Genomic DNA, 19,070 nt, shown 5'->3' with positions numbered 1-19,070 from the left:
CTGTTTTCTGGGATTGCAGAAGTTCATGGAAACTTTGAAGTTTGTAATATACATTAAGGAATAAAAATAATGAATGTCTTATATTATGTGTTGTTATTCGGGGTATTGACCTATTCCCTGGTCAGTGCCATTATCTATTTTTCCCGTCGTTTTAAAGACCGCTCTTCATCGCGTGAAGCGGAAAAGGAAATGGTACTTTACCGGAAACTCACCCCGGAAGAATGTGAACTTCTCGATCGTTTGCAACAACAGAAAGGCCCCAGAAAAAAGTTTTATAAACGTACCGGGGATGATGTTTACATTATAAAAGGACTGTTTGCCCGCCACGGGATCGCCACGCGATACAATACGGAATGGCATAATATGGTAGGCGGACTCGAAGTGACCCTGGAGGATGAAGGGATTAATTACGTGCAGGAAATTAATACGGCGGAGGTGGTTAAAACGGAGAAGAACCCGTTAGTACTTTCCTTGAATGGCAGGTATTCCCTGTCACATAGTATTTACACCAAAGAACAGATGGAGAAGGGGGAGACCGGCAAACTGCCGGGCGGGAATGAAGAAGGTACGGAAGTAAGGCTTATTTCCAATCGCGACCAAACGCCCATGGAAATAGAAGGCCAGGAAAAAGCGGGTGCTGGTATGGGAGGAGCCTTATTGCTTTCGGTAGCTTTTTTTATGCTGGGCCTTAGTGCTGTATTAGGACAGTATGCCCATTGGGGAGTTATTTCGGGTGGAGTCCTTCTTCTGTATTGTCTCTGGAGGATCTGGCGGGCTCCGAAGTGGCCTTCTCCTGTCCCGGTACGGGTTTTACATGGCGTTCCCACATTCCTTGCTCATTTTAGCAATGCATCCTCTCAGATAGAAGGTATGGTAGTACGTATGGGAAGTCTCGAACTGAAGTATAACCGGGACTGGCTGCCTTTTATGCTGGCTTACAGCAAAAACCCGGTAAATGCCGAAGTAACAAAAGATGGTTGGCTGATGCGTTTCGGACCCCATCTGTCTCTGGGTGAAGAGGAGAAAAAGTTTCCGTCCGACCAGTGGTTTCGACATGTAGCTGCGGCCATAGTGGGAGCGGCTACTATAGTCCTGACCCTGGTTTTCAGTTCCGGGATATCCGAAAGCATACAGCAAAGCAAATGGTGGATACAGGGAGCTTCGGCCGATTCGTTTGCGCAAGCCTGGGAATATATGGCCTCTTCGTTCCTCGTGATTTCCGGGGTGTTATTGTTGCTGGTACATATTCCCCTGGCCCTGAACGGATACGCTAAGGATAAAGAAAGAAAGAAAAAAATAAAGAAATATTATTCCGGGATAATCTATCCGGAAGGCCTCTGAGTTTTTGTATATTGTTATCCGGGCTCCCGGTTTATAATAATATAGGGCAGGGGAGTATAACGATTTATAGAATAATAAAAGTGAAGGAAAATGTGGAAAACCCTGTGTTTCGGGACCGTTGTAATATTATGTCTTTTTTCCTGTGATTGTATGCAATATCTGCAATGCAGGGTCGTCGATGCCAACACAGGAGAGCCTCTGGAAGGTGCCAGCTATTACCGGGAAAGTATCCGGTATGCCAGCGAAACCGACAGCACGGGATATTTTGAAGGATACAGGATTTCCAACGGTTTTAATTGCCGGCCCAGGTTGAAATATCATGTCGAGAAAGATGAGTATGTTCCAGCTGAAGTAGAGTGGAAGTCTTCCCGCGACCGGAGGGACACCATCGTTATTCCCATGCAGAAAAAAAGGTGACAAGCGAAAGGTAAACCATTGTTTCCGGGCAGAAGATTTGACGAGGAAGGGCTACCTTGCGTTAAACTTTGTACTTTCTGAGTAAAGGAGTACCTTTGCACAAAATTTTAAAGAAGCAAATGGCGACAAACAGAACATTTACCATGATTAAACCCGACGCGGTTGAGAACGGCCATATCGGGGCTATCTTAGAGAAGATCACTGCTGCCGGATTTAAAATCGTAGCGATGAAATACACGCAACTCAGCAAAAGAGATGCAGAGGAGTTTTACGGTATCCACAGGGAGCGTCCTTTTTTCGGGGAGCTTGTGGAATTCATGACCCGGGGACCTATTGTTGCAGCTATTCTGGAGAAAGAAAATGCGGTTGAGGATTTCCGTGCACTGATCGGTGCAACCAATCCGGCCGAAGCTGCCGAAGGAACTATCCGTAAGTTATATGCGGCTTCTATAGGAGAAAACGCAGTTCACGGTTCCGATAGTGATGAAAATGCAGCTATCGAAGGTGCTTTCCATTTTTCCGGAAGAGAGATATTCTAATCTTTCCGGAATTTTAAGCTGAAAAAGAAAAGAAAGAGACAGGAAGTGTTTTTTATTAAGAATGCCTCCTGTTTTTTTATACAGTTCTGTTAGCGTAACACCAGTTTTTTTACCAGTTCTTTCCCGAGTTCTTCGTTGATCATGGTCAGTATTTTCTGTTTCCCGTAACTGAGTTCTTCACGGAGCACAGAAGATGTCAGACTTACGTAAAGTGTATCGCCCTTGAGCTGAACATCCGAAGTGTAATTGTTGATGCCGCTCCCCATAAGCTGCTTCCAGGCATCCCTGACATTCATCTTATCCATGCCGGGTTGCAGCCTGTTTTCTTCGATAAACGCTTTTAGTGCATCTGACAGAGAGATATGTTCGCTATTTCGTTTTGCCATTACCGCGTGGTGGTTACACTGTTTTTTTTTGATGTATTTCGCCAGATCCGGGCTTCGAAGCCTTCCGGATATCCGGGGTGTTGTTTAATCGTTTTTCAGGTCCAGATTCATAGGCTCGAACCGTTTGTAAAAGTAGTTCAAATTATCGGTATTGCGAAGAATAAGTCTTTCTTCGGTAACCTTGATTACTTTTTCTTCCCAACTACTTAGCGGAGTATGATATTCCAGGAAAAGATGCCCTTCTTTAATCAGGATGCCAAAATTTTCCTGGTCTCCCGAGGTATTATAACCGCCATCCAGGCGGGGTTGCATTTTTTTTCGGATACCACTGCTGTCCGTAGTGGTTTCTATATAATCTATGGTGGTATTGATCCCGTATTCTTTGACGGTACCATCCGGAAATTCCACCTTCTCGATTTCCCAGTAACCGTTGAGGTCTTTTAATTGTGAATCAGGCGAAGGGGTACACCCCCAAAGTACAACAATAAGGGTGCAAAACCTTGTGATTTGGGTACTATATGATTTTACGATCTTCATAACCGGAATATTTTATAGGATTGATGTGTGTCTCTGACCACGGCTTCCGTTCGGTCGGCATGGGTATCGCTGATAAAGAGCTGTCCGAAATTCTCATCCATCAGCTTTACGATCTGTGCCACCCGGTTTTCATCGAGTTTGTCAAAGATATCGTCCAGTAGCAATATCGGTGTTACCCCGGCCTGTTTTTTTATAAAGTTGAACTGGGCCAGTTTCAGGGCGATGAGAAAGGATTTCTGTTGTCCCTGGCTCCCGAATTTTTTTACCGGAAACCCTTCGATCTCAAAACTGAGATCATCCCGGTGTACTCCCGTACTGGTATATTGCAGGGCCTTGTCTTTATTGACGGTAATCCGGAGCTGTTCCTCCAGGGGGGCGTCCAGAAGCTGACTGCTGTAAGCGATGTTTACCTGTTCGCTATTACCGGATATAGCCTTATATTGTTCTGTGAAAATAGGAATGAAGGCTTTTAAAAAACCTTGCCTTACCCGGAAAATCTCGGTGCCGTAATTGTGCAACTGCTCGTTGTATATAGCTAAGGTATCGTGATCGTAAGTGTGATTCAGCGCAAAATACTTCAACAGCGAATTTCTCTGGGTCAGCGCCCGGTTATAGAAGATAAGCTGGTTGAGATAATTTTTGTCGGATTGCGAAATCACACTGTCTATAAACTTTCGGCGGGTTTCGCTGCCTTCCGTAATAAGGTCCCGGTCGGCCGGGGATATGATCACGAGGGGAAGCATACCGATATGATCCGACAGTTTGTCGTATGGCTTGCCGTTCCGTTTGATGGTTTTCTTCTGTCCTTTTTTAAGACTGCAGATCACATGCTCTTCCAGCCCGTTTTTTTCGAACCTGCCATCGATGACAAAAAAGTCTTCCCCGTGCCTGATATTTTGAAGGGCGATGGGGTTGAAGTAGCTTTTTCCGAAAGAGAGGTGGTAAATAGCATCCAGCACATTCGTTTTTCCGATACCGTTGTTTCCTACAAAACAGTTGATCTTCTCATCAAAATCAAAATCCGCAGTACTGAAATTCTTATAGTTAACTAAAGATAATTTTTTTAAAAACATTCCCTTTTTGAGCTATTGCCTGTATTGGTATACCTTGCCTGAAAGTTGCCTAAACTAATCAAAATAATCGAATAAATACCCTTTCATATATGAATAAAAATTATATTTTTGCGGCACAAAATAAAGTCTTAAGATGGCAACGTACAAGAAACGAGGATATAAACCACAAAATAAGAAAGAAGAACAGGAACTGGAAGAAACGCAAAGCACGACGGCCGAGGTTTTCGGATCGTTGGATGCCGGAGCTTCGAGAACAGAAGCCTGGGTAGCCCGTAACCAGAAATATATTTTCGGAGGTATCGGGATCGTTGCGGTGGTGGTCCTCGGATTTCTGGGTTACCAGGAATTTATAAAGAAACCGAAGAATATCGAAGCCTCTAATGAGTCTTTCTTTGCACAGCAGTATTTTAACGAGGCTGTAAACGGTACCAATAAGGATTCGCTTTATACCTTGGCCCTCAAAGGTGCCGAAGGAAAGTACGGTTTTCTCGATATCATAGACAAATACAAGGGGACGGATGCTGCTAACCTGGCAAACTACAGCGCAGGAATGGCATACCTGAACATGAACAAATACCAGGAAGCTATCACCTATCTTCAGGATTTTTCGACCAAAGATGCGATCCTCGGCCCGCTGGCCAAAGGAGGGATTGCCGATGCTTTTGTGCAGCTCGATCAGCCGGAGGATGCACTGGGGTATTACGAGGATGCTTTTGCGGCGAGTAAAAACGAATTTACTACACCGAGATTTCTTTTTAAGGCAGGGATTACGGCCCAGGAACTCGGAAAGAACGATAAAGCGCTGAAGTATTTCAACCGTGTGAAAGATGAATATCCCAATTCGGAAGAAGGACGAACCATAGATATATACATCGGAAAGCTCGAAAGCTCGAAATAAAAATATGGCTACCGAAAACAAAAACTTATCTCATTACGATAAAACAACAATCCCAAGCGCGAAGCCCTTTCGGTTTGGGATTGTTGTTTCGGAATGGAACGACACCATTACGGAAGGACTTTTTAATGGCGCCCGGGAGGCGTTGATCGATTGCGGGGCATTGCCCGAAAATATCGTTCGGTGGAATGTGCCCGGAAGTTTTGAACTGACCTTCGGGTGCAAGAAAATGCTCGAACAGCAAGAGGTCGATGCCGTTATAGCCATAGGCAGCGTAATACAGGGAGAGACCAAACACTTCGATTTTGTATGTAGTGCCACAGCACAGGGAATTAAAGACCTGAATGTGCGCTACGACCGTCCCGTGATCTTTTGTGTGCTTACCGACAACAACATGCAGCAGGCTGTAGAACGTAGCGGTGGTAAACACGGCAACAAGGGGACAGAAGCAGCTATAGCGGCCATAAAAATGGTCGTGCTCGGACAGTAGAACTTTCAGTACTCTTATAAAATCATAATACCGGGTGGGCGAAATGTAGTATTTTTCAGCCGGTATGACTTCGTTGTTTTAAAAATTAAATCCCTGTCTTCTTAAATTTTTGTAGTATTTTCAGTAATTTTGGGGGATAGAGAATTATGGGAGTATTTAAGACACGAAAGAATAAAAAATTCAGTTACACCCCTCGTTACTACAAAGGAGATAAGGATGGGAGCCCTTTCCGTATGGAAGGGAGGTTCGACCAGTTCCGCAGGGCAACGGGAGACAGTAAAGGGATCAAAAATAAAATAAACAGTGCCCTGGACGATATGAAGAGCAATCCGGACCGGAGAGCCAACAGAACCGTACTTATCATAGTGATCCTCCTGATCCTCCTTTTTCTCTTTATCATCGATTTTGACCTAAGCATATTCACCTTTAAGATATAATGGCAGATATTATACAGCTTTTACCGGATCATGTTGCTAACCAGATTGCGGCAGGAGAGGTTGTACAAAGGCCTGCTTCTGTGGTGAAGGAACTTATAGAAAATGCCGTAGATGCAGGGGCCACCGAAATAAAACTTATCGTTAAAGATGCCGGTAAAACACTTATACAGGTCGTCGATAACGGTTCCGGAATGAGTGCTACCGATGCGCGTCTCAGTTTTGAGCGGCATGCCACTTCCAAAATACGTTCGGCGGAAGATCTTTTTCAGTTGGGAACCAAAGGGTTCCGGGGAGAAGCATTGGCATCCATAGCTGCTATTGCCCATGTGGAAATGCACACCAAGCTGCATCACGAAGAAGTCGGGGCGAGAATCCGTATAGAAGGAGGTAAAATTACGGAGCAGGAAGTGGCCGTCACTGCAGACGGAACCTCTATCGCCGTAAAGAACCTGTTTTTTAATATCCCGGCACGACGAAACTTTTTGAAATCAAATCAGGTAGAGCTCCGTCATGTGATCGATGAATTTCAACGTGTAGCCCTTGCTCATCCCGATATCCATTTTGACATGTACCACAACGGTAATGACCTGTTTTCATTACCTGCGTCCAATTACCGCCAACGGGTGGTCAATATATTCGGAAATAAGACTAATGAAAAGCTGGTGCCCGTCGGTGAAACGACCGGGGTGGTAAAACTTTCCGGCTTCGTCTATAAGCCGGAAAATGCACGAAAAAGCAGGGGAGAACAGTTTTTCTTCGTCAATAATCGATTTATCAAAAGCCCATACCTGCATCATGCGGTGGTTTCTGCTTTTGAAGGACTCATCAGGGAGCAGGCACACCCGGGATATTTCCTTTACCTGGAGGTGAATCCTGCAACGGTGGATATCAATATCCATCCGACCAAGACCGAAATAAAATTTGATGATGAGCATACGCTGTATGCCATACTGAGATCGGCTATAAAACACAGCCTGGGACAGTTTAATATTGCCCCGGTCCTCGATTTTGATAAAGACGGGGGGCTGGATACACCTTATGATTACAAGAATAAACCGGTCCATGTGCCGACTATAGAGGTGGATTCCGATTTTAATCCCTTCCGTGAAGAAGAATCGCAGGGCAATACTTTTTCTTCCGGCCATTCGCAAACCGGTTCCGGCAGCGGAAGCGGGGGAGGACGGCCTTCCTGGCAACAAAATGCAAGACAGGGCAGGCCGGCAGACTGGGAGAGCCTGTATGTCGGACTGGGAGATCGCGACAAAAGCGATACGGATCACTTCAGTTCGGTAGAAATAGAGTCCGGAGAAGTTATGGGATCGGAGGTGCGGCAAAGTGGCATGCTCTTCGAGGAAAGTTCCGGCAGCGAACCTTCCGTAACGACTTACCAACTGCACAAAAAATATATCGTTACGACAATAAAATCCGGTATGGTGATTATCGACCAGTACCGTGCGCACCAACGCGTATTGTACGAACAATTTCTGAGACAGATGACCGTTAAGGAAGGTATAAGCCAGCAATTACTGTTCCCTATCGTACTGTATTGTTCGTCTTCGGATGTCGCTTTGCTGCACGAGTTGAAAGACACACTGCAATTTATAGGTTTTGCCATAGATAAGCTGGAAGGGGATGAAATTACGATAACCGGCATCCCGGCAAGTGTTTCGGAAAGTGAGGTGAGCATTATCCTGGAACAGCTGATAGCCGATTTTAAAGACGAGATCCCGGACCGTAGTTTTTCGCAGACCGACCGGCTTGCCAAATCACTGAGTAAGACCCTGGCCGTGCGATCGGGAGAGATACTGAACGAGGCCTCACAGGAAGCCCTGGTCAACGACCTGTTTGCCTGTAAGGAGCCCAACGTTTCTCCGTTTAACAGGCCCACTTATATAACAATAACCGTAGAAGACCTCGATAAAAAATTTTTATAGATGTACAGAGTAACCGAAGCTATAAAGCATTTGCTGATCATCAACGTGTTGTTTTTTGTGGCAACCCAGTTGTATCACGATCAGATGATAGAATTGTTTTCTCTCTGGTTTCCCAGGAATGAAAACTTCCGTTTGTGGCAGATAGTCACGCATATGTTTATGCATGGCGGATTTATGCATATATTCTTTAATATGTATGCATTGTGGGCTTTCGGGTCACCCCTGGAACAAATGTGGGGACGTAATAAGTTTCTGTTTTTTTATTTTTCGGCGGGTCTCGGGGCTGCGCTGATCCATACGGGTGTGGGATACTATCAGTTTAACGAAGGTCTTAAGGCTCTGATGCACGCGGGAATCAAGGAAGAAGATATTTTTGCCTTATTGCGGGAAGGAAAATATAATGATTACTGGTATCAGGTTGCTCCTAAGGGAACTATAGATAATTTGCTTGCAGCGTATATACAGCCGGCAGTAGGTGCTTCAGGAGCCATCTACGGAGTGCTGGTGGCCTTTGCCATGATGTTTCCCAATGCCGAATTGTTTCTTATTTTTGTTCCCATACCCATCAAGGCCAAGTATTTTATCCCGGTCCTGATAGGGCTGGACCTTTTCTCCGGGTTTACGGGGTATTCGCTTTTCGGAGGAGGTATAGCGCATTTTGCGCACGTTGGGGGTGCATTGTTCGGTTTTATCATGATGTGGTACTGGAAGAAAAACCAGTTCAAAAACAACAGGTGGAACTGACCCGGATACATTCCCTTAAAGCCGTATGAACAGAGCGGCGCATAGATTTTGAGATTTGAACAGGTGCAAAAAGAAGTCTAAATTTTCCAGTAAGTATGAGTATCGGCAATGATTTGAAGTATAAATACGCTGCCCTGAATGTAGCGGAGAAGCTCATTGTTATCAATGTGCTGATCTTTATTCTCGATGTACTCCTCGTATTCTTATTTCGCTTACCTGCCGATTTTTTTGTACGCTGGTTCGAATTGCCCATGAGTTTCGGTAATTTTATTACCCAGCCGTGGTCTATTGTATCGTATGCCTTTTTTCACGGCGGATTTTCGCATATTTTCTGGAATATGATACTCCTATACTTCTCCGGAAGGATATTTCTTAACCTTTTCGGAGGAAGACGTTTTCTCAATGTATATTTTCTCGGAGCAATGGCCGGAGGGCTGGTTTTTATGCTGAGCTATAACCTGTTTCCCGTATTTTCCGGGATCAGTACCTCGCTTATAGGGGCTTCGGCTGCAGTAATGGCTGTTCTGATCTTTATCTGTACCTATATGCCTTATCAGGAAGTACGTTTGTTTTTCCTGTTCAATGTCAAACTCTGGTACGTAGGGGTGGCCGTAGTACTCATCGATCTTATACAGATCCCCATAAGCAATGCCGGGGGACATCTTGCACATCTCGGTGGCGCTTTCCTCGGCTATATCTATGCCAGGAACCTGACCAACGGAAGAGATATCGGTTCGGGGTTTGAGCGTACCGTATCTGCTGTGGTGAACCTTTTTAAACGCAAGTCGAATTCTCCGTTAAAAACGGTGCATAGAAATAACAGGACCACATCAGCTTCCGGAAAGATAACCGCGGAGGATAAAGATAACAGGCAGCAGCAGATAGACAAAATACTTGATAAGATCAGTAAAAGCGGATACGAAAGCCTGACCAAGGCGGAAAAAGACTTTTTATTCCAGGCAGGTAAAGATTAGACCGTGTTTTTGGTAGTGTAAACAATTAAAAAATCTCCATGTCCTTACGGTTTCCATGAAAAAGCTGGGTTTCTTCAATAAGATCATATTTTTTTTCAATACCCTTTTCGCGGTATTATTGTTGTTGTCTTATATCCTGCCCTATGTATTTCCGAAACAGTTTCCGCTGATTTCCGTGCTTAGTCTTACGGTTCCGGTATTTATTGCCGTTAACATCGGTTTTATGCTGTACTGGCTGGTGCAATTGAAGAGGCAGTTTATGCTTTCGCTCATTATTTTGCTTATCGGCTATAAGCATGTAGGGGCTATGTACAGGCTTTCGGGAAGCTCCGAAAGTGAGGAGGACGGGATAAAACTGATGACCTATAATGTGCGTATATTCAATGCATACGGATGGCTGAAGGATAATGATGTTCCGGAGAAGATCGTGGAGCTTATCGATAGGGAAGCGCCTGATGTATTGTGTGTGCAGGAGTTTTATTATACGCAGAAAGATGCATTCAACAAGAACTATCCGTACCAGTTTATAAAATATACCACAAGAAACAACCGCACCGGGCAGGCGGTATTTTCCAAGTACCCTATAGTAGAGCGGGGATCGCTGGAGTTTCCCAAAACAGGAAACAATGCATTGTATGTAGATATTGTCAAAGGAAAAGATACGGTGAGGATATACAATCTTCATTTGGAATCCCTTCATATTGTACCGAGTAAGGAGCATATTTCCGATGAAAACCCGGAAATGCTTTTCAAACGGATGGGAAATGCCTTTGCTTTACAGCATCGCCAGGTGGAGATTTTCGACGAACATCGGCAGGGCTCGAAACACAAGATGATTATCGCCGGTGATTTTAACAATACGCCTTTTTCGTATGTGTACAAACGTGTGCGGGGTACTATGAAAGACTCTTTTATCGAGCAAGGGAGTGGTTTTGGTCGTTCTTATGACTTTGATTATTTTCCGATGCGGATCGATTTTATTCTGTCCGATCCCGACATGGAGATCCTGTCTCATAAAAATTATTCCGAACTTCTTTCGGATCACTATCCCGTCATGGCAAAGATCCGGTTCGGCAAGACACCCGAAAAGAAAGGGGAATAACATACTGTTTTTAAAATACCATGTGATGCCAAAACCACGAGTTACCATCGAATATTGTACCAAATGCCGCTGGCTGCTCCGTGCTGCTTATATGGCACAGGAGTTTTTGTCTACTTTTGAAGAAGATCTGGGGGAAGTAGCCCTTCGTCCGGGACGGGTTGCCGGGGTGTACCGAATTTACGTGGATGACGAAGTGCTTTTTGACCGTAAGCGACACGGTGGTTTTGAAGAGATCAAAGTATTAAAACAAATGCTTCGCGATCGTATAGAGCCGGATAAAGACCTCGGGCATATCGATAAATCCTGATTGATTACCGTTCAGAGGTTCATCATCAGGCAATCCGTCACATCGGCAAGAATGTGGATCAGGAGTGCGAGCCCGGCAATACGTGTAGGTTTCCAGAGGAATAGCAATATGTACAGGACAATGGCCGGGTAACTGTGCAGCAGGTGAAAACCGATACTGCAACGGTCCGGATCAAATACCGGTATGGCCGGCAGATGATCCAGATCTATCAGTATGCCCGATAACAGGATAAGGCTCACCCGCAGAAACCGCGGGCGATAAAACCTGTAAGCTATCAGGACAGGTAAAATAAAATGGATCCCGTAGTGAATGCAAAACCGCAGCACTTATTTTTTAATTTTCTTTTTGCGTATAAAACCGAATACGATCCAGGCGGCTACCGCAATAAGAAAGTATTTGAAATAAGATACCGGTTTTCCTGACCCGTTAACCGTGGTAAAAACCCGGTCCCAGCGTACATTTTTACTGATCTTATCCCAGCTGAACCAGACAAATACCGGTTTTCCGACCACATGGTCAAAAGGTACATATCCCCAATACCGGCTGTCTATGGAATTGTCCCGGTTATCTCCCATCATCCAGTAATAATCCTGTTTAAAAGTATAGGATTCCGCAGGTTGCCCGTTGATTGTGATTTCGTTTCCGTTAACCTGTAACGTATTGCCTTCGTATTCGCGGATAATACGTTTGTAAAGCGGCAGGTTTTCTTTGGTCAGCGCTATCTTTTTTCCTTTTTCGGGGATGTATATCGGCCCGAAATTATCCGCACTCCACATATTGTCTTTAGTGTTGGGGAAAAGACGTGGGTTAGGGCGTCCGGAAGCTTCTACCTGGCGTTCTACACTGACTACATTGGGGGTTTTGGAGAGTCTCAGGGCACTTTCTTCGGTCAGAGCTACAAAATAGTAGCTTCCGTCCGAACGCTGTCCGAAATTGTCCGTTACGTCAAACCTTTCGTACATATAAGCCGGGCTGAGGTTAGCCCCGTTGGTTTTGACGATATAAGAATACTGAGGTCTTGCCCGGTCGGGGAGTACGGTTTTTTCTCCGTTGATATAAACATATCCGTCCCTGATTTCGAGAGAGTCCCCGGGCACACCTACACATCGTTTTACGAGATTGGTTTTTTTATCGATAGGTTTGTAATAATTTCTGTCCGGGTAAAAATCATTCATATCCCTTAAGGTATCGGCAGGCTGATTGAACACCACGATCTCATTGCGTTTAATGTCCTCAAATCCGGGAAGCCGCATATAGGGCAACTGGAATTTATTCATCCAGGAGGTATTCTTTTTGGAAATGTCATCGTTGAACAGGTACGACTTCATGCCCAGTCCGGGTATGGTGTCGTGCACCATGGGGGCGGCAACGGTGGTCATCGGCACCCTGGCCCCGTAGTGAAATTTGCTGACGAAGAGAAAATCCCCGACCAGTAAAGACTTTTCCAGGGAAGAAGTCGGTATCACGTATGGTTGCATGATATATGTGTGCACCAGCGTGGCGGCAACGATGGCAAAAAGTATGGAGCTGACCCACTCGCCCGTGGCAGTCCGTGGTTTCAGACTTCTTTCGGGGATATAGGTGACTTCCAGGGCATAATTGATGTAGTAAATATAAAGCCCGAGGGTCAGTATGGTCAGCCAGGTGTCTGCCGTACTGTTACGGCCATAACTTCTTGCGGTTTCTACCCATACCACCGGGAACATAATAAGGTTTATAATAGGAATGAAAAGCAGTATCACCCACCATACCGGGCGGTTGATAATTTTCATGAGCACTATGGCATTATACACGGGGATAAGCGCTTCCCATGCTTTTCTTCCGGCTTTCTGATAGAGTTTCCAGGTGCCGGCAAAATGGACGATTTGGAGGATTAGAAAAAATAAGAACCAACCTGTTGCAGTCATTTATATATTTTTACTCGGTTTATCTATGCTTAATGGGTAGAAAAGTACACAAAAGCGTTACGGTTTTTTGCGAAGTTAACGGATGTTTAACAAAGAAACCCGTTACCGGAGTAAAAAAATATAGTAGCTCCTGTGTTTTTCTTCCAAATAAAGGAAGTTCCGATACGGAGAAAGAGAAAAATCCGGTTAGTACAAGCCGGATAATTTTTGTTGCTCGAGATAATTGAGGGTGTTGGGCCCTTCGTTGAACAGCAGGTCGAGCATACTTAAGTTGGATATGAAACCGTGTTTTTCCGCGAAAACCTGGGTGTATGGGGCGAGTTCGTACGCAGGTTCTTCTTTGGCGTCGACCATAAACCGATAATCTTTCCGTCCGGATATTGTTTTGGTGTACGAAGAGGTTTTGTCGTATTCCGGATCAATCTGTAATACATCGCATAAAAAAGTCATGGTTTCCAGGTTGAGATCCATGAGAAACACGGTTTTCTTTTCGAAGATGGGAGCGAGATCGTCTTCGTAGAATTCAAAAAAAGGAGAGGTCCTGTATGCGGTTTCCAGAGTTTTCCAGTGTTGTTTACGCCAGTTGAAGTCGTGTTCTATACGAATGTCCCTGTACTTCTGATGGTCTTCCGTTTTACTGTGCTTTACGGGAATAGATAAAAGTTGTTTTCCTCCGGGGCCGTATACGTACATACGGTTCCGGTAGGTTTGTTTCTGGAAATTGTCGTGCATTTCCAGAGTTACCCGGTGGTTTACGATCCCGACCATGTGCATAACAGAAGGGAAGTATGTTGGGTGCATGAGAATTTTTTGTTCCATAACACAAGAGCGACCGGGAACTGCGGTGAATTCCCGGTTAAGTTATTATTTTTTACGTTTCTTTCGTATAAAACTAAAGATGATCCATCCGGCCACGACAATCAGTACGTATTTGAGGTAGGATACAGGTTCTCCGGAACCTCCTACTGTAGTGAAGACCCTTTCCCAACGTACACCACCACCCTGGTTATCCCAGCTCATCCAGATAAATACGGGTTTGCCGACGATATGATCTTCCGGTACATAACCCCAGTACCTGCTGTCCTCCGAGTTATGCCGGTTATCGCCCATCATCCAGAAATAATCCTGTTGAAATGTATAGGCATCCGTTTGCTGCCCATCAATGAGTATATGTCCGCCTTTTTCCTCAAGGGTATGGTGTTCGTATTCTTCGATGATTCTGCGGTAAAACGGTAGACTTTCGGAATTAAGCGTTACGGTCTTTCCTTTTTTCGGAATATAGATCGGCCCGAAATTGTCCGTACTCCATTTTTTGTCCCTCGTATTGGGAAAAATACGCGGATCCGGCAAGCCTTCCGACGCTATCCGTCTTTCTACACTGACCACATTCTGATTTTTTTCGAGCCGTGAGGCACTTTCTTCGGTGAGCGCGGTAAAGCGGTAGGTATTGTTTCCCACCTGGTAAAAAGGGTCGGTCACGCCAAATCTTTCATACATATATGAGCGGCTCAGTTCTCCTCCTTTGGTCTTCACCAGGTACGAATACTGAGTTTTTGCACGGTCCGGTAATTGCAGGCGTTGCCCGTTTATATAGACGTAGCCGTTCCGTATCCGGAGGGAATCTCCCGGAATACCAACACAGCGTTTAACGTAATTCGATTTTTTGTCAATGGGTTTATGTACACCCGGAATCCTCCGGTCTCCGAAATACCGGACGGTGTCCGTTGGCCAGTTAAAGACTACAATGTCGTTCCTGCGAATATGCTGAAGTGCCGGGAACCGGAAATAGGGGAGTTGTGGTTTGTTCAGGTACGATTTTATTTTCAACCCCGGAATAGTGTCGTGCACCATAGGAGCAGCCACAGCGGTCATCGGCGTCCTTGCCCCGTAGTGAAATTTACTGACAAAGAGAAAATCACCCACCAGCAGGGATTTTTCCAGGGAGGAAGTGGGAATTACATAAGGCTGCATAATATAGGTATGCACCAGTGTAGCCGCCACAATGGCAAAAAGAATGGAACTTACCCATTCTCCTGTCGCCGTTGCAGGTTTTGTACTCCTCTCCGGTATATGCGATACGTCGAGGGAGTTGATGTAGTACAGGTATAAACCCAGCGAGAGGATGGTCAGCCAGGTGTCTGTGGTGGAGTTCCTGCCAAAACTGCGCGCGGTTTCCACCCATACCACCGGAAACATGATGAGGTTTATGATGGGAATAAATAACAGGACCACCCACCACCATGGCCTGTTGACGATTTTCATCAGGATCACGGCATTATAAACGGGGATAAGGGCTTCCCATGCTTTTCTTCCTGCCTTTTGGTATAATTTCCAGGTTCCGGCAAAATGAACGACCTGCAGGACAAGGAAAAAAACAAACCATGCTGTTGCTGTCATTGTAATCTTATTGTAAGTTGTTTTTCTTCACCTCTCCGTAGTACGGTGATGATGTTTTCAGTGCAAAATACACAAAAGGCGGCGAAAATTATTTTTTTACCGAAGATTTAAAACATCTTTCATATCGAATATACCGGTTTTACCGATGATCCATTCCGCAGCGATAACGGCGCCAAGAGCAAATCCTTCCCGATTGTGGGCGGTATGGGTAATTTCGATATCATCGACCTTGCTCGAATACCGGATACTGTGTGTTCCGGGTACATTTTCGATACGTTTGGCAACGATCGGGATCTCATGCTCTCCGGCATGATCGAGTTTCCAGCCGGTTTTTGAGGTGTTTTTAATAATACCTTCGGCCAGAGTGATAGCGGTCCCGCTCGGGGCATCGAGCTTTTGCGTATGATGGATCTCCTCCATACCGATCTGGTATTCTTTTAAACCGGACATCATCTGCGCCAGGTATGCATTAAGCTGAAAGAAAATGTTAACCCCCAGGCTAAAGTTGGAGGCGTATATAAAGGCACCGTTATTTTTCTTACAGCACGCTATGGCTTCGTCGTATTTGTCCAGCCAGCCCGTTGTTCCGGAAATCACGGGGATGCCGTTTTTAAAACAAGTCGTTATATTGTTAAAAGCTGCGGAAGGAATGCTGAAATCGATGGCCACATCGGCATTTTTAATATCTCCGGCAGTAAATTCGTTGTCGATCTTCGCTATAATCTCATGGTTACGGGAAATGGCCGTTTGCTCGATCATTTTTCCCATTTTTCCGTATCCCAGTAATGCTATTTTCATTATCGTACTTGGTTTAGATATTCTCTTCAGGTGTTTTTTATATGATATATTCCGGAAATAGATTTTTCGTATCTCATTTTCCGGTAATGTGCGTTACTTTCAGGTCAAAAATTAAAACTAAGAGATAGTCCGAATGTAGTGCCTGTGGTAAAATCATTGGGGACGATAAGGGGACGCAGCGTAAGGTCCTGGCTTATATTGTGCTGTTTGAGGTGCGCATCGACATTGGCATCGATGATGTTCAATGCATATAGCCCTATGGTTATAAGCAATGAAAGGTCTTTGTACCGCTGGTAGTAGTCCTGAGCCCGCCGGAGGGCATCCATGGATACGTCCGGGCTTCCGTCTGCATTGGCTATACCGTCGAGATTATAGAATTCGTCATCCGTAAAACCGGCAAGCCTTCTTTTATAGGCATTCCTGTAGCGGTGGTACTGGTCTTTGTTGGATATATAAAAATACAGACCGGTACCTATGGCTCCGTACACAATAGGAACCTTCCAGTATCTTTTGTTGTATATCTGGCCGAGTCCGGGCAGTATGGCCGAATAGAATGCGGCTTTACTGGGAGACAGAGGATCTATGGTGAACCTTTCCGTAAGCACGGTATCCCGGATAACCACAGGTTTTTCTGTACGTGTCGAGTCTTTTTCGGTTTCTTCCTGTGCCGTAACGGGCTGAAAGAGAGTAAGAAAAAATACAAAGAGGCAAAGCAGCAGGAGTTGGTGTGGGTGATCCGCAGGAAAGTGCGTACGGCAGTAAAAACTTCTTGTGAAACTACCATATCTGCCGGCAATCCGGGCTGAAGTATCCGAAGACGGGTACCCGATACTGACATTTCGGGATGATACTTTGCATGTGGTACTTGGCATTCGGTACTCGTTATTTTGGTATTCCGTATTCCGGAAAACGTTATGTACTGTATTTGGTGTCTATCGGTGTTCTTATTTTAAGAGTTTGGTCAGCCGGATGAAATCTTCGCGGGAATGAAAAGGGATAATGAGTTTTCCCTTGCCGTTCCTGGATACCTTAACGTCTACTTTGGTGGAAAAGTATTCTGCGATTTCTCCCATCTTGTCATCGATATAAGTGGGGAGCTTGCCCGACGCGGGTTCTGAAGCTGTTTTGCCGTCTTTTTCCTGGAGTGTCTTGACCAGCTTCTCGGTTTCCCTTACGGACAGGCCATTGGATATGATCTTCTCGTAGATAGCCAGTTGTACTTCTTTGTCTTCGATATTGATCAGCGCTCTGCCGTGTCCCATACTCACAAAACCGTCGCGCATTCCCGTCTGGATGATGGGGTCGAGTTTCAGGAGCCTGAGGTAGTTGGCTATGGTAGAGCGTTTTTTTCCTACCCGGTCACTGAGTTGTTCCTGGGTGAGTTGTATTTCATCGATAAGACGCTGGTAAGAAAGGGCGATCTCAATAGGGTCGAGATCCTGCCGTTGTATATTTTCCACCAGGGCCATTTCCAGGGATTCCTGGTCATTGGCGATACGTATATAAGCCGGAACAGTAGTGAGACCGACCAGCTTGGAAGCCCGGAATCGTCGTTCTCCCGAGACGAGCTGGTATTTGTTGAACTCTATCTTCCGTACCGTAATCGGTTGGATAACCCCCAATTCTTTGATGGAGGTAGCCAGTTCCTGGAGTGTATCTTCGTTAAAATTGGTCCGCGGCTGAAAAGGATTAACTTCAATGGCTGTGATATCCAACTCTACAATATTACCTACCACTTTATCCGCATTTTTGTCGGTCGCCGTCTTGATATCATTTTCCGGGTCCTTCAATAATGCTGATAATCCTCTTCCTAATGCTTGTTTTTTTGTCGCTTTTGCCATTAAACCGTCTGCTTGTTCTTTTTAATGATTTCGTGGGCCAAATTTAAATAATTTGCCGCTCCCTTACTGCTCGCATCATAATTAATGATACTTTCTCCGTAACTCGGAGCCTCACTGAGGCGTACATTCCTTTGGATGATCGTTTCGAAGACCATATCGTTAAAGTGTTTCTGCACTTCTTCCACGACCTGGTTGGAAAGGCGTAGCCTGGCGTCGTACATAGTGAGTAACAGCCCTTCGATATCGAGGTTGTGATTGTGGATCTTCTGTACGCTTTTTATAGTGTTCAGCAGTTTTCCAAGGCCTTCCAGGGCAAAGTATTCGCACTGTATGGGAATGATGACAGCGTCTGCCGCCGTCAGGGCATTGAGTGTCAGTAATCCCAGTGAGGGGGCACAGTCGATAAGAATATAATCATATTCGTCGCGAAGGCCTGCGAGCGCTTCCTTGAGCATATATTCTCTACGATCTTTGTCTACCAGTTCTATTTCAATAGCAACGAGGTCTATATGTGCGGGGATAAGGTCTACATTCGGGGAATCCGTGCCGATAATGGCGTCTTTGGCATTCATGGTGTGCTCCAGGAGCTGGTATGTTCCTGCTTCGATCTCTTCTACATCCAAACCCAGTCCGGAAGTGGCATTGGCTTGCGGGTCGGCGTCAATAAGAAGAACCTTCTTTTCCAGAACACCGAGTGAGGCAGCCAGATTAACAGACGTAGTGGTCTTGCCTACGCCGCCTTTCTGATTCGCAATGGCTATTATTTTACCCATGTAATTTCAATTGGATTTAGACAGGTAAAAATACAACTATTTCCGGGTTTTGAAAATGAAATTTGTTAACAGTGCCCTGCAGGTCATTGTATGCCTTGCGATTATACCCCGTATACCGATAAGCATACGGGTATAGAATGTTTTATAAGTTTCTGTCTGTACGATTTCGGGGTTCGGA

General features: G+C 45.2%; 22 protein-coding genes. 11 read left to right on the top strand and 11 right to left on the bottom strand.

All coding sequences use genetic code 11. The features are described from left to right. Positions 1-69 precede the first annotated feature (69 nt). The 3 genes from BT112_RS00765 (at position 70) to BT112_RS00755 (ending at position 2,297) form a co-directional block, all read left to right on the top strand. Positions 70-1,341: an IgaA/UmoB family intracellular growth attenuator gene (locus tag BT112_RS00765; protein WP_072315388.1), complete on the top strand. Its 1,272-nt coding sequence runs from the start codon at positions 70-72 to the stop codon at positions 1,339-1,341. Positions 1,342-1,491: 150 nt separating this feature from the next. Beyond that, entirely contained in the window at positions 1,492-1,758 is a 267-nt protein-coding gene (locus BT112_RS00760; protein ID WP_139275908.1) for a carboxypeptidase-like regulatory domain-containing protein, read from the top strand. Between the two features lie 119 nt (positions 1,759-1,877). Next, positions 1,878-2,297 (top strand): nucleoside-diphosphate kinase, encoded by a 420-nt coding sequence (locus BT112_RS00755; protein WP_072315386.1) that lies wholly within the window; start codon positions 1,878-1,880, stop codon positions 2,295-2,297. A gap of 89 nt (positions 2,298-2,386) precedes the next feature. On the opposite strand, the gene BT112_RS00750 is transcribed toward BT112_RS00755, so the two are convergent. The 3 genes from BT112_RS00750 to recF all read right to left on the bottom strand — a co-directional run bounded on the left by BT112_RS00750 (position 2,387) and on the right by recF (position 4,293). After that, positions 2,387-2,683, bottom strand: a complete 297-nt coding sequence (locus tag BT112_RS00750) for a DciA family protein (RefSeq protein ID WP_072315385.1) — start codon at positions 2,681-2,683, stop codon at positions 2,387-2,389. A gap of 84 nt (positions 2,684-2,767) precedes the next feature. Further along, the gene (locus BT112_RS00745; protein WP_072315384.1) at positions 2,768-3,220 is read right to left on the bottom strand and encodes a hypothetical protein; all 453 of its coding nucleotides are present in this window, start codon (positions 3,218-3,220) and stop codon (positions 2,768-2,770) included. Next, positions 3,217-4,293, bottom strand: a complete 1,077-nt coding sequence (recF, locus tag BT112_RS00740; protein ID WP_072315383.1) for a DNA replication/repair protein RecF — start codon at positions 4,291-4,293, stop codon at positions 3,217-3,219. The genes BT112_RS00745 and recF overlap by 4 nt, the downstream gene beginning before the upstream one ends. 133 nt (positions 4,294-4,426) lie before the next feature. Between recF and BT112_RS00735 the strand changes: the two genes are divergently transcribed. The 8 genes from BT112_RS00735 to BT112_RS00700 all read left to right on the top strand — a co-directional run bounded on the left by BT112_RS00735 (position 4,427) and on the right by BT112_RS00700 (position 11,176). After that, complete coding sequence (locus BT112_RS00735; protein ID WP_072315382.1) at positions 4,427-5,191, top strand: tetratricopeptide repeat protein; 765 nt, start codon at positions 4,427-4,429, stop codon at positions 5,189-5,191. Positions 5,192-5,195: 4 nt separating this feature from the next. Next, positions 5,196-5,678: a 6,7-dimethyl-8-ribityllumazine synthase gene (gene ribH, locus BT112_RS00730; protein WP_072315381.1), complete on the top strand. Its 483-nt coding sequence runs from the start codon at positions 5,196-5,198 to the stop codon at positions 5,676-5,678. 146 nt (positions 5,679-5,824) lie between these two features. Next, complete coding sequence (locus BT112_RS00725; RefSeq protein ID WP_072315380.1) at positions 5,825-6,115, top strand: riboflavin synthase subunit beta; 291 nt, start codon at positions 5,825-5,827, stop codon at positions 6,113-6,115. Continuing rightward, positions 6,115-8,049 carry a DNA mismatch repair endonuclease MutL gene (mutL, locus tag BT112_RS00720; protein ID WP_072315379.1) on the top strand — a complete coding sequence of 645 codons (1,935 nt, stop codon included), beginning with the start codon at positions 6,115-6,117 and terminating at the stop codon, positions 8,047-8,049. Before BT112_RS00725 ends, mutL begins: the two co-directional genes overlap by 1 nt. After that, positions 8,050-8,793 (top strand): rhomboid family intramembrane serine protease, encoded by a 744-nt coding sequence (locus BT112_RS00715; protein ID WP_072315378.1) that lies wholly within the window; start codon positions 8,050-8,052, stop codon positions 8,791-8,793. A gap of 95 nt (positions 8,794-8,888) precedes the next feature. Continuing rightward, the gene (locus BT112_RS00710) at positions 8,889-9,767 is read left to right on the top strand and encodes a rhomboid family intramembrane serine protease (protein ID WP_072315377.1); all 879 of its coding nucleotides are present in this window, start codon (positions 8,889-8,891) and stop codon (positions 9,765-9,767) included. A 55-nt stretch (positions 9,768-9,822) separates the two neighbouring features. Beyond that, positions 9,823-10,869 (top strand): endonuclease/exonuclease/phosphatase family protein, encoded by a 1,047-nt coding sequence (locus tag BT112_RS00705; protein ID WP_072315376.1) that lies wholly within the window; start codon positions 9,823-9,825, stop codon positions 10,867-10,869. A gap of 25 nt (positions 10,870-10,894) precedes the next feature. Beyond that, positions 10,895-11,176 carry an Rdx family protein gene (locus BT112_RS00700; protein ID WP_072315375.1) on the top strand — a complete coding sequence of 94 codons (282 nt, stop codon included), beginning with the start codon at positions 10,895-10,897 and terminating at the stop codon, positions 11,174-11,176. Positions 11,177-11,187: 11 nt separating this feature from the next. On the opposite strand, the gene BT112_RS00695 is transcribed toward BT112_RS00700, so the two are convergent. From BT112_RS00695 to BT112_RS00660, 8 genes are all read right to left on the bottom strand, one after another. After that, entirely contained in the window at positions 11,188-11,502 is a 315-nt protein-coding gene (locus BT112_RS00695) for a DUF6122 family protein (RefSeq protein ID WP_072315374.1), read from the bottom strand. Further along, positions 11,503-13,083, bottom strand: coding sequence for a signal peptidase I (gene lepB / locus BT112_RS00690; protein ID WP_072315373.1), 1,581 nt, complete (start codon positions 13,081-13,083; stop codon positions 11,503-11,505). A gap of 186 nt (positions 13,084-13,269) precedes the next feature. Further along, the gene (locus BT112_RS00685; protein WP_245776954.1) at positions 13,270-13,884 is read right to left on the bottom strand and encodes a WbqC family protein; all 615 of its coding nucleotides are present in this window, start codon (positions 13,882-13,884) and stop codon (positions 13,270-13,272) included. 63 nt (positions 13,885-13,947) lie between these two features. Continuing rightward, on the bottom strand, positions 13,948-15,480 hold the full coding sequence (gene lepB, locus BT112_RS00680; protein WP_072315371.1) for a signal peptidase I: 1,533 nt from the start codon (positions 15,478-15,480) through the stop codon (positions 13,948-13,950). Positions 15,481-15,576: 96 nt separating this feature from the next. Next, complete coding sequence (dapB, locus tag BT112_RS00675; protein WP_072315370.1) at positions 15,577-16,278, bottom strand: 4-hydroxy-tetrahydrodipicolinate reductase; 702 nt, start codon at positions 16,276-16,278, stop codon at positions 15,577-15,579. A gap of 104 nt (positions 16,279-16,382) precedes the next feature. Continuing rightward, the gene (locus tag BT112_RS00670) at positions 16,383-17,150 is read right to left on the bottom strand and encodes a DUF5683 domain-containing protein (protein ID WP_245776953.1); all 768 of its coding nucleotides are present in this window, start codon (positions 17,148-17,150) and stop codon (positions 16,383-16,385) included. A gap of 72 nt (positions 17,151-17,222) precedes the next feature. Further along, positions 17,223-18,119, bottom strand: coding sequence for a ParB/RepB/Spo0J family partition protein (locus BT112_RS00665; RefSeq protein WP_072315369.1), 897 nt, complete (start codon positions 18,117-18,119; stop codon positions 17,223-17,225). Next, positions 18,119-18,892: a ParA family protein gene (locus tag BT112_RS00660; RefSeq protein WP_072315368.1), complete on the bottom strand. Its 774-nt coding sequence runs from the start codon at positions 18,890-18,892 to the stop codon at positions 18,119-18,121. The genes BT112_RS00665 and BT112_RS00660 overlap by 1 nt, the downstream gene beginning before the upstream one ends. Positions 18,893-19,070: the final 178 nt, after the last annotated feature.

Origin of the sequence: Sinomicrobium oceani, from assembly GCF_900119185.1 — a bacterium.
Classification (GTDB): Bacteria; Bacteroidota; Bacteroidia; order Flavobacteriales; family Flavobacteriaceae; genus Sinomicrobium; species Sinomicrobium oceani.
Note: the sequence above shows the minus strand (reverse complement) of the source record. Positions and strands in the feature narration are given on the sequence as shown.

What these genes read in the sequence shown, in the direction of transcription:
- BT112_RS00665 (WP_072315369.1), bottom strand. Translation starts at nt 18,119, where the DNA reads ATGGCAAAAGCGACAAAAAAACAAGCATTAGGAAGAGGATTATCAGCA.
- BT112_RS00765 (WP_072315388.1), top strand. Translation starts at nt 70, where the DNA reads ATGAATGTCTTATATTATGTGTTGTTATTCGGGGTATTGACCTATTCC.
- mutL (WP_072315379.1), top strand. Translation starts at nt 6,115, where the DNA reads ATGGCAGATATTATACAGCTTTTACCGGATCATGTTGCTAACCAGATT.
- lepB (WP_072315371.1), bottom strand. Translation starts at nt 15,480, where the DNA reads ATGACAGCAACAGCATGGTTTGTTTTTTTCCTTGTCCTGCAGGTCGTT.
- BT112_RS00670 (WP_245776953.1), bottom strand. Translation starts at nt 17,150, where the DNA reads ATGCCAAGTACCACATGCAAAGTATCATCCCGAAATGTCAGTATCGGG.
- BT112_RS00750 (WP_072315385.1), bottom strand. Translation starts at nt 2,683, where the DNA reads ATGGCAAAACGAAATAGCGAACATATCTCTCTGTCAGATGCACTAAAA.
- BT112_RS00760 (WP_139275908.1), top strand. Translation starts at nt 1,492, where the DNA reads ATGCAATATCTGCAATGCAGGGTCGTCGATGCCAACACAGGAGAGCCT.
- BT112_RS00745 (WP_072315384.1), bottom strand. Translation starts at nt 3,220, where the DNA reads ATGAAGATCGTAAAATCATATAGTACCCAAATCACAAGGTTTTGCACC.
- BT112_RS00755 (WP_072315386.1), top strand. Translation starts at nt 1,878, where the DNA reads ATGGCGACAAACAGAACATTTACCATGATTAAACCCGACGCGGTTGAG.
- BT112_RS00710 (WP_072315377.1), top strand. Translation starts at nt 8,889, where the DNA reads ATGAGTATCGGCAATGATTTGAAGTATAAATACGCTGCCCTGAATGTA.
- BT112_RS00735 (WP_072315382.1), top strand. Translation starts at nt 4,427, where the DNA reads ATGGCAACGTACAAGAAACGAGGATATAAACCACAAAATAAGAAAGAA.
- lepB (WP_072315373.1), bottom strand. Translation starts at nt 13,083, where the DNA reads ATGACTGCAACAGGTTGGTTCTTATTTTTTCTAATCCTCCAAATCGTC.
- ribH (WP_072315381.1), top strand. Translation starts at nt 5,196, where the DNA reads ATGGCTACCGAAAACAAAAACTTATCTCATTACGATAAAACAACAATC.
- BT112_RS00725 (WP_072315380.1), top strand. Translation starts at nt 5,825, where the DNA reads ATGGGAGTATTTAAGACACGAAAGAATAAAAAATTCAGTTACACCCCT.
- BT112_RS00700 (WP_072315375.1), top strand. Translation starts at nt 10,895, where the DNA reads ATGCCAAAACCACGAGTTACCATCGAATATTGTACCAAATGCCGCTGG.
- dapB (WP_072315370.1), bottom strand. Translation starts at nt 16,278, where the DNA reads ATGAAAATAGCATTACTGGGATACGGAAAAATGGGAAAAATGATCGAG.
- BT112_RS00685 (WP_245776954.1), bottom strand. Translation starts at nt 13,884, where the DNA reads ATGCACCCAACATACTTCCCTTCTGTTATGCACATGGTCGGGATCGTA.
- BT112_RS00660 (WP_072315368.1), bottom strand. Translation starts at nt 18,892, where the DNA reads ATGGGTAAAATAATAGCCATTGCGAATCAGAAAGGCGGCGTAGGCAAG.
- recF (WP_072315383.1), bottom strand. Translation starts at nt 4,293, where the DNA reads ATGTTTTTAAAAAAATTATCTTTAGTTAACTATAAGAATTTCAGTACT.
- BT112_RS00715 (WP_072315378.1), top strand. Translation starts at nt 8,050, where the DNA reads ATGTACAGAGTAACCGAAGCTATAAAGCATTTGCTGATCATCAACGTG.
- BT112_RS00705 (WP_072315376.1), top strand. Translation starts at nt 9,823, where the DNA reads ATGAAAAAGCTGGGTTTCTTCAATAAGATCATATTTTTTTTCAATACC.